This window comes from Aphanothece hegewaldii CCALA 016 (genome assembly GCF_003007785.1).
Taxonomy (GTDB): domain Bacteria; phylum Cyanobacteriota; class Cyanobacteriia; order Cyanobacteriales; family Microcystaceae; genus Chroococcus; species Chroococcus hegewaldii.
On the sequence record NZ_PXOH01000017.1, the window covers coordinates 101313 to 109954 of the forward strand.

8 protein-coding genes and 1 pseudogene are annotated in these 8642 nt (G+C 40.6%); 6 read left to right on the plus strand and 3 right to left on the minus strand.

Features of this window, described 5'->3' with window-relative positions; all coding sequences use genetic code 11:
- The first annotated feature begins 2 nt into the window (after window positions 1-2).
- On the plus strand, window positions 3-1181 hold the full coding sequence (locus C7H19_RS15460; RefSeq protein WP_106457800.1) for a HEAT repeat domain-containing protein: 1179 nt from the start codon (window positions 3-5) through the stop codon (window positions 1179-1181).
- Window positions 1182-1192: 11 nt separating this feature from the next.
- Here C7H19_RS15460 and C7H19_RS15465 read toward each other — a convergent pair whose 3' ends face one another.
- On the minus strand, window positions 1193-1414 hold the full coding sequence (locus C7H19_RS15465) for a helix-turn-helix domain-containing protein (RefSeq protein ID WP_106457801.1): 222 nt from the start codon (window positions 1412-1414) through the stop codon (window positions 1193-1195).
- 166 nt (window positions 1415-1580) lie between these two features.
- Between C7H19_RS15465 and C7H19_RS15470 the strand changes: the two genes are divergently transcribed.
- The 4 genes from C7H19_RS15470 to C7H19_RS15485 all read left to right on the plus strand — a co-directional run bounded on the left by C7H19_RS15470 (window position 1581) and on the right by C7H19_RS15485 (window position 5471).
- Complete coding sequence (locus C7H19_RS15470; protein WP_245927558.1) at window positions 1581-1823, plus strand: hypothetical protein; 243 nt, start codon at window positions 1581-1583, stop codon at window positions 1821-1823.
- A gap of 99 nt (window positions 1824-1922) precedes the next feature.
- Window positions 1923-3101, plus strand: coding sequence for an RNA-guided endonuclease InsQ/TnpB family protein (locus C7H19_RS15475; protein ID WP_106457803.1), 1179 nt, complete (start codon window positions 1923-1925; stop codon window positions 3099-3101).
- Window positions 3102-3177: 76 nt separating this feature from the next.
- Entirely contained in the window at window positions 3178-5016 is a 1839-nt protein-coding gene (locus C7H19_RS27110) for an RHS repeat domain-containing protein (RefSeq protein ID WP_146136532.1), read from the plus strand.
- A gap of 53 nt (window positions 5017-5069) precedes the next feature.
- Complete coding sequence (locus C7H19_RS15485; RefSeq protein ID WP_106457806.1) at window positions 5070-5471, plus strand: ankyrin repeat domain-containing protein; 402 nt, start codon at window positions 5070-5072, stop codon at window positions 5469-5471.
- Between the two features lie 344 nt (window positions 5472-5815).
- Here C7H19_RS15485 and C7H19_RS15490 read toward each other — a convergent pair whose 3' ends face one another.
- Window positions 5816-7381 (minus strand): ISL3 family transposase, encoded by a 1566-nt coding sequence (locus C7H19_RS15490; protein WP_106457808.1) that lies wholly within the window; start codon window positions 7379-7381, stop codon window positions 5816-5818.
- A 229-nt stretch (window positions 7382-7610) separates the two neighbouring features.
- Window positions 7611-8099 (minus strand): hypothetical protein, encoded by a 489-nt coding sequence (locus tag C7H19_RS15495; RefSeq protein ID WP_106457810.1) that lies wholly within the window; start codon window positions 8097-8099, stop codon window positions 7611-7613.
- A gap of 359 nt (window positions 8100-8458) precedes the next feature.
- Between C7H19_RS15495 and C7H19_RS26470 the strand changes: the two are divergent.
- Window positions 8459-8642: pseudogene (locus C7H19_RS26470) on the plus strand (IS1 family transposase); the annotation flags it as partial.

Genomic DNA, 8642 nt, shown 5'->3' on the forward strand with positions numbered 1-8642 from the left:
ATATGTCATTACTAACGCAAGCTTTAGAGCAAATCTTAAAGTGGTCAAGTAAGCACTATCCATTAACAGTAACAAGATTAAATCAAGGTCTTTCCTATGCTGAAATCAAAAGATTAACTAAAGATTGGCCAATTCAACCCCCAACCGAAATTTATGAACTTTATCAATGGAGAAATGGAGTTGGAGATGGATTCATAACTTGTGAATTCGCTGGTCTATTTGATATCTGGGGATTTTTACCTCTAGAAAACGTATCTTTGAAAAAGCAACCATCTCCTTATGAGTATGAACTTGAGCCTTTTTATTATTCCTTAAATATATTTTTTAGTTATGAATCTTTTTTACAAGGTTATCTAGTATTTAATGACAAAGGAGAAACTAATTGGGTTGAATTTGGAGAGGTTATTGATGGATTCTATATAAGAAAAAGTTATTACACTAACTTAACTAATATGCTTTTGACCATAGCTGAATCATATAAAAAAGTCCATTTTCAGGATTCTCAAAATAACTGGATAAAAAATGAAGAATTACAAAAAAAAATCTGGAATAAATATAATTCTTCTAAAATATCTGAATCTACTTTGACACAATTTATTCAAAAACCATCTTTTTATTGGCTTAATCAATTAATGAGGAATCATCTTGATTTCCTTGAGCCTAAAACTCAAGATACTTTAATCCAAATTTTGCAAAAAATCCAACAGAATAGTGAAGATAAAAGAATTATAGAAATGACTACAAGAATCCTCGAACAGCCCAGGGAAAATTTTTATCAAAAATTTAATTTGTCTACTTTATTGAAAGAATATTGGAAAATTAGAGAACCTGAAGTATCAGAATTTGAGAGATTTTGTTTTTTAGTAGAAAAAGTGAATGTTGAAGAAGATATCAAGCAAATAGACAAAAATCGACGTGAAGAAGATCTTAAAAGAGCAGTAATTTTTCTACTATTTATGCTCAAGGCAGCAAATACACTAATTCAAGCTCTGAAGCATAATGACGTAGGAATTCGTAGAGAAGCAGCTTGGGCTTTAGGAGAAATTAAAGATCTAAAAGCAGTAGATTCTTTGATTGAAACTTTATCTGACAGCGACCAACAGGTAAGACAAGCAGCTAGAGAGGCGTTGACCAAACTAATTTTAGAAAATCCCGAACTTGAAGACTTAATTCCCTTCTAAAACAAAAAACCTCATTTCTTAACATCTCTGTAGAACAAATCTCCCAACGGCTTCTTGAAATAGTCACAAATCGTCTCCCAAGTAGAACAGTCAACTCGCTCAAACTGATTCTTAGCAAGTCTTCTGACCGCACCGACACTAATGCCAACGGCTTGTGCGATCGTTGAGTAGTTTTCGTCAGCCTCGTCTATCCACTCCTGAAGCCGACAGCGAATATTGTGTTTTTCTGGCATTAGCTCATCAACTTAACACTTTATTAAATTTTACCTAATATTCCCCTAGTTTACTATATCGCTAGTGCATTAGTGTTATAATAGAGACAGCGAGAAAAGCGGTTACGCCTGGGAAGCAACAACCGCCTTCTCTTACAAACCCTATTAAATTAAAGGTCTTACTTCCATGATGGCACAAAATACGAAGGCCACGCTAATTCAGGCTGATCAACTAACCGAAGGTGATATCATCAAGCACTTTACGGGTGATATCTGGAAAGTCATCAGCGAACCCGAATACACCACCACTGGCATCAGCTTTGAGGTGCTGTGCCTAGATGTGGAAACACTCCCCAACACGCAAAGGGTCAACTTCGCACCCCAGTGTCAGTGTGAGCTACTCGACCATCAAAGTGTGATAGCAGCTTAGGGATGAGGGCGATCGCTATCTCTATCAACCCAGCAGCGATCGCTTTCGATGATTGAGATGATTACCTGAAAATTGAGCAAGTTTCTAGCTACTTTGAAGATGTTACTGGGATTTAAGACCGAATTGAAGCTTAATGACAAACAGCGAACCCTGCTACTCAAACACGCTGGCACGGCTCGTCATGCTTGGAATTGGGGATTAGGGCTGACCCGACAGATCTTGGAACATAACAAACAATGTCCTAGCGATGAAAAGATCAAGTTTCCTACAGCTATCGATCTGCACAAATGGCTTGTTGCCTTGGTGAAACCTGAGCATTCCTGGTATTACGAAGTCTCCAAGTGCGCTCCCCAATTTGCGCTCAGACATCTCAGGAAAGCTTGGGATAGATGTTTTCGGAAAATCGCCAACCCCCCGAAGTTTAAAAAGAAAGGGAAGGATGATTCATTTAGCTTAGACGGCTCGATTAAAGTTGACCATTTTAAGATTCGAGTTCCCATTATTGGCTGGCTGAAAACTTATGAAAGATTGCCTCAAAACTATCAACCCAAATTAGTGACAATCAGCCGAAAAGCTGACCGATGGTTTATCAGTTTTAAGATTGAAGTAACAGCAGAAGTAAGTGCAGGAATTGTTTCTCCAATCGCTGTCGATCTCGGTCTATTACGGTTTGCCACCTTATCGGATAACCGAATCTACGATAGCCCTAGACCTTTGAAAAATTTAGAGCAGAAATTAGCTCTCCTTCAATGGAGGAATAGAAACAAAGAAAAAGGTTCTAACAACTGGAAGAAAGCACAGGTTAAGATCGCCCGCTTACATCTAAAAATTGCCAACATCCGCAAGGACTTCTTACATAAGCTCACGACTCAATTAGCTAAGAACCACAGCGAAATTGTTATTGAGGATCTGAATGTTTCTGGGATGTTGAAAAATGGGAAATTAGCCAAAGCGATCGCCGATTCGGGATTTTACGAGTTCAGGCGGCAGTTGGAATATAAAACCCAACTGTACGGCTCAAAGCTAATTCTGGCTGACCGTTGGTTCCCGTCCTCAAAAACCTGTTCAAACTGTGGATTCCATCACCAAGAATTAACTCTAGCCGAGCGTGTGTTTTCCTGTCCCGCTTGTTCCTGGACCGGCGACAGGGATCTTAACGCCTGCTATAACTTAGTACGGTTAGCTAAACCGGATTTTAAGCCTGTTGGACAAGTAGAAGCCGACTTCTCTTGGTTGAATCAGGAATTGAACGTCAAATCGACTTTTGGGTTGGTTTGAGTAAGTTTCAAATAGCGGTTCGGCAACGGGTCCAGCGTATGTAACCGAATACGATTACGATGCGTTTGGGAATTTGTTGTCTGTTAAAGACCCGACTGGCGGTGTGACCCTGATGAAATATGATCTGGTCAATCGTCTCGTCGAGCGCGTTTTCCCGAATGGCATTAAATCAACCTATTCTTATGACGAATTAGATCGGGTGAAATCGATTGTTCATACTAATGCGGATTCTGAAGTTTTAGCGTCTGTTACTTATGAGCGGAATGGAATTGGTGAACCGACTCTTATTACTCGTGAGGATGGCTCTTATGTGAAGTTAGAATATGATGAAGCCCTGCGAGTGAAAAAAGAAAGTTATTATCAAGCTGATGGAACGCTTGTCGATGAAACTAATTATACTTACGATGCTTCGGGCAAACGGATTACTCAATCTACTACTATAGGCCAGCGCAATTATACTTATACTCCTGGTTATCAGTTAGATACAATTTCTTCTCCTAATGAAACTGAGAATTACGATTACGATACTAATGGTCGTCTGACTTTAATTTCTAGAGATGGCCAGACTTTGGATTTAAATCATGATGCTTATGACCACTTAACTGAAGTTGAAAATGAAACGACTGGCAAGACGGTTAAGTATATTTATGATGGTGCGGGGAACAGGATTAAGGCAGTTGAAGGAACTCAACAACGTAGTTTTTTAGTGGCTCCAGTGATGGGTTCTGGGTTGGAATCGACCGATTTAATTGCCGATGGCAATGGCAATCTGATTAGCAACTATATCTATGCAGGTGGAACGAGTCCGTTTATGCGTTTGGATGCTAACGGTCTTCCTGTGTACTATTTAACGGATGCGATGGGGACAACGATCGGCTTGGCTAATGGAACCGGTACTGAAGTAGCCGATTTCCGCTATGATAGTTTCGGAAATTTAAGAGTTTCGTCTGGTATAGCGGCTCATACTGGAAATGCGGGGGGTGATTTCGGCTTTCAGGGTCAATGGTTGGAGTCGGAGAGTGGGTTGTATTATTTCCGTGCTAGGGATTATGATTCTAAGACAGGGCTATTTCTGAGTCGAGATCCGGTGGATATAATCGAGACTGAGCCAGAGAGTTTCAATCCCTATCAGTTTGTATATAACAATCCGTTGGTTTATAGCGATCCAACAGGGATGTTTACCCTTGTTGAGTTGCAAGCTGGCTATGTAACAGAAAAGGCTCTCAATAGTATACAATTGAAAGCTACAAATTATGCAAGGCAATATCTTATCGATAAAGCCAAAGGAGTTGCAACTGATATAATAACAGGCGTTGCACAGAATATTCTTGGTAATTTAGCTCAACTAAATCCTTTACTAGCAAACTCTTTAAATGTCGTACTATCACAAAAAGGAAAGAATAAATTAGGAGAACAATGGGAGATTTTGCTTAAGGGGCAGTTTAAGGATTTTATAGGAAACTTTTTCCCAGAGTATTTGGGATCTGTTTGGTTTGAACCAGAAGTCTCAATTAATGGGGAACCAAAAAGTAATGGTATCAATTTTGTTCAACTATCAATAAACACTGGAAACCCAAATCTTCCCAACCCTGACTTTATTATCAAGATGGATGGTGGGCCAGAGTCAACAGATTTTGCGAAAGGAAAAGGGAAAAAGTCAAACTTAATTGGTGACTTTAAGTTTAGTTGGGAGAGAGTTGAGGGCGATCTAGGCAAGGCTCAATTTTCAGCCATGATGAGCTATGCTAGGTATTCCAGTAGACATCAAGTTGTGCCTATTGCTCTTTATGTGACAATGATTGGTGGTGAAAGCACTCTTAGTCTTCATAAAGTTACAAAAAAAGCAATTCAGGAACATGCTGTCTATCCTCAATTTTTAACTTTATTTCCTAATATAAAAGGATTAAAAAAGTAGAGATTAGAAGAGCAGCAATCCTAGTTTTATAAACCAACAAGAGGCAAAAAATAATGTATGGAGACTACATTGTATCTGATGGAGATGTTACCGCAGAACTAATTCGAGCTATTCGCTTTGGCTACTGGGAGGAGGTTCAAGCTCTAATACCTGTTCAAACGGATATCAATGCTAGAGATAGTAGCGATCTCTATTGGACTCCTTTAATGTACGCGGTTCATGAAGAAGATCTAGATATGGTTAAATTGTTGGTTGAGGCTGGCGCAGATGTTAATGTGAGAGGCTTAGAGCCAGATGAATTCCCCCTAAATCTGGCTGCCTATGGCTGTAAGAATGCTTTTTCTTATAGTAATGAATATATTCGTAATAAGGAGATTTTTGATTATTTAGCTCCACTAACCTCACCAAAACTACGCGAAATAGCACAGAGAACTCTAAATGGATTTGTCGAATAGACCTTGATAGCTGTTGAGGTAGCGACTAGGGTGTTGAAAATTGTCAAAAAGCAAGAAAATTTTAGATACAACTTCCGGCTCTTCGTCACTTTAGGTGAAAATATAAATATTAAAAAGCCTGATGAAGAAAATAGAAGCCAATGAAGATATAAACATGATAAATAATCCCATCTTTCACAAAATTCTCAGAGCAACTGAAAAACCTGTCCTGAAAAAATACTGAGGATGAAAAGCTCAGGATAATTATCTTTTAGTTGTTGGGGTCAACTCTCACGAAGCGAGCAAAAAACGGCGACGCAGAAGAGGAAGACTGGCGCGACCATACATCTGTCGCTTGAGCATCTTCAGTCGGTTAATTTGACCCTCACCTGTCCATTACTCCAATCTAGTGTTATTCCTGCCTTAACAGCATCGTAATCCTCAACGAGACCATGAGCAAAGCTGACCAAAAACGATAACGAACTATCGCTCGCTTGCTGTATCCAATTATCGAGCTGCTGTGGCAATCGCTCTCGAACAATTTGAGTAAAGCCCTGCGTTAGGGTAATGGCCATAGCTAATTCGGGATTCTCAGCTTTTAATAGCTTAATAAGCTGAAGATCATCTTCATTCTGATGCTCTGGTCGTCGCAGTAACAAGTAGGCAACTCGTCGGGGAGTCAGTGGCTGTGGCGAACGTCCTCGCCTTGACTGGCGCGGAGAAAGTTCCTCACCCTCTCGTAAACGACGGACATAACGAGCAACCGTCATATAACTAGCCCGATACCCTAGAGTTACCAGTTCTGTATATAGCTGTCTCGCCTGAAAGCATCCTCCATTCCATCGTTCTAAGATGTAGAGCCTATAGGGTTTCAGCAGGGTGTATCCTCGATCGCTACGTCCTTGGCGTTCGGGAAATACAGGACTTTGAAGGAAACGTTGCACGGTTCTCTGACTTATCCCGACTCGTTGCGCGATCACCTGATGAGATAGTCCCTGACGCTTGAGTTGCCATACCTGCTCGAATTTGTGCAATCGTTGTTCGCGATTGTTGTGAATCTTGTCTTGTGCTGTTTTATCGCTTGATGCTGGCGCTAGGGTGATTGTCGCTGGCATTTCAGACATAAAAGAGGTGGCCTCAAGGCTCAAAGCGCGTTCTACAATCTTAAGGTCTAGGCTATGCTGACCACAGATCTTTTCTAGGGCTTCAGACAGGTTCTTTAACAGATGAAAGCGATCCGCAACCTGAAGGGCTTCAGGTGCTCCTTCTTTTGCTCCCCGTCGATAGGTTTTAGAACGATCTCGAGTAATTATTTTGACTCCAGGGTGTTCGATTAGCCATTGAGATAAGGTTCTTGCCTCTCGGTCAGGCAGTAGGGCAATGGGCTTTCTTTTTTCGAGATCGACGAGGATTGTGCCGTAGTTCTGTCCTTTGCGAAATGCCCAGTCGTCCACTCCCAATACCTTTGGGGGGATTAAGGCAGGTAGAGGCAGGCGATGAATTAACTTGAGCAGGGTAGTTCCGCTGATCGGTAAACCCAGTTGCTGACTCAGTCGCTTTCCCGCTTCTCCTCCCAATGACAGCCCGATGAACCTCAAATTCTGGCAAAATCGGCTCGTTTTTCTCGCCCAAGGTTCGGCTGTTTCCTGCAATCGTTCGCTAAAAATCTGTCTTGCACAATTGGGGTCGTGACAGAAGAATTTGCGTATCCATAACTTCCATGTCACTTTGTATTCTGCTAATGAGATATCTGTTAATGTTCGTTCATAGTGGCTGTGGATTTTAGCCGATGGCGTTTGGCATACTGGACAGAGTACACTCTTTTGAGTAGAGGCTATAGTCGCTATGATTTGACGTTTCTCTTCTTGTAGTTGCCAGCCTACTAATGTTAGAAAAGATGGCAGACACAATAGTTGGGATAGAGTATCCATTGGGTTTACTCCTTTTTGGAGTTCTCTATCTTGAGCTTAATCTATTTTTCTCGATTTGTTCTAGCTTTTCCTCTCATTCTTAACATTATACTCTGTTTTCTCTGTTGGATTTCTTGTCCAGTGATTCACCTAAAGTGACGAAGAGCCGCTTTTAACATAGGATTAAATCAAGAATCAACAGGTGACGTAGCAATGATTACATGGCACAAATAAACTGAATCGTTTGAGTTTAGAGCGTTCCAAAAACTTCAGTTAAAGAAATCGCATCTCGAATTGTCCGTTTACGTTTATGACGATGATTGTGATTGGGTTCGATTTGATGATGGGTATGATGTTGGTCAATTTCATCTTGTCTTAGTGCGATCGCCTTTTGTACCAAACGTTGAGATTTAGTGGCCTCACTGACCAATTCTTTAACCGAATTAATGGAAATAGCCCATTTGAGGTCATGAAGCTCAGTAGCATTATTATGAGCAATGATAGCGGCGATCGCATTGTTAATCGCCTCCTGAGCTAATGGAGAGTTACGGGGTGTCCGATGTGCAGTCGTTACATCATCTTTGCCGTTTTCAGTTGTTTGATTAGCTTGATTGCTTTCTGAAACAGCCGTTCTTTGTTTATCTGATGTAGTAGGTTTGATTTTAGCTCTTGCAGTTTGAGTTTGATGAGTCGATAGCTGTGTTACACTCTGTATCTGTAGGCCAATAAACTGAGTCATTACATCAACGAGCTTATCGATTTTAGCTTCTAGTCCTGAAGCAGTTTTAAAAGGTGATAAGGTTTGATTGGTTTGAGGTGAGGCAGCCTCATTAATCTCATCAGGTAAACTAACAGCTATAGTTATTGGCTCTTGGTGATCATCATTAGTAATCGGTTCAAATTCAAGCTCACCTTGTAAGGATTGAGTTTCTTGAGAAGTTTCAGAAGGGACGGAAATTTCTAATACTGGTTCAGAAATAATTGACTCATTATTTGGTAGTCCCTACAAACGAGTGGAGGTAAGTTGGCATCGGGGGGTTTAGGGATTATAGTAGATCAAAATAACTACCATGTCGATTACTTCTAAGTTTTGAATTAATGTCAACACCTGCTTATCACCCCGAACAGTCTCATCCGGTATTTTCCCTTTACTGCCCTTGTCAGGACTGTGATTACTATCAAGATCCAGACAATTACATCACCAAAGAAGGAACTTACTCGATAAAAGGGAAAGCTTGTCGAAGACAGAGGTTCTATTGTCATGGTGGAGGGCATAAATTCT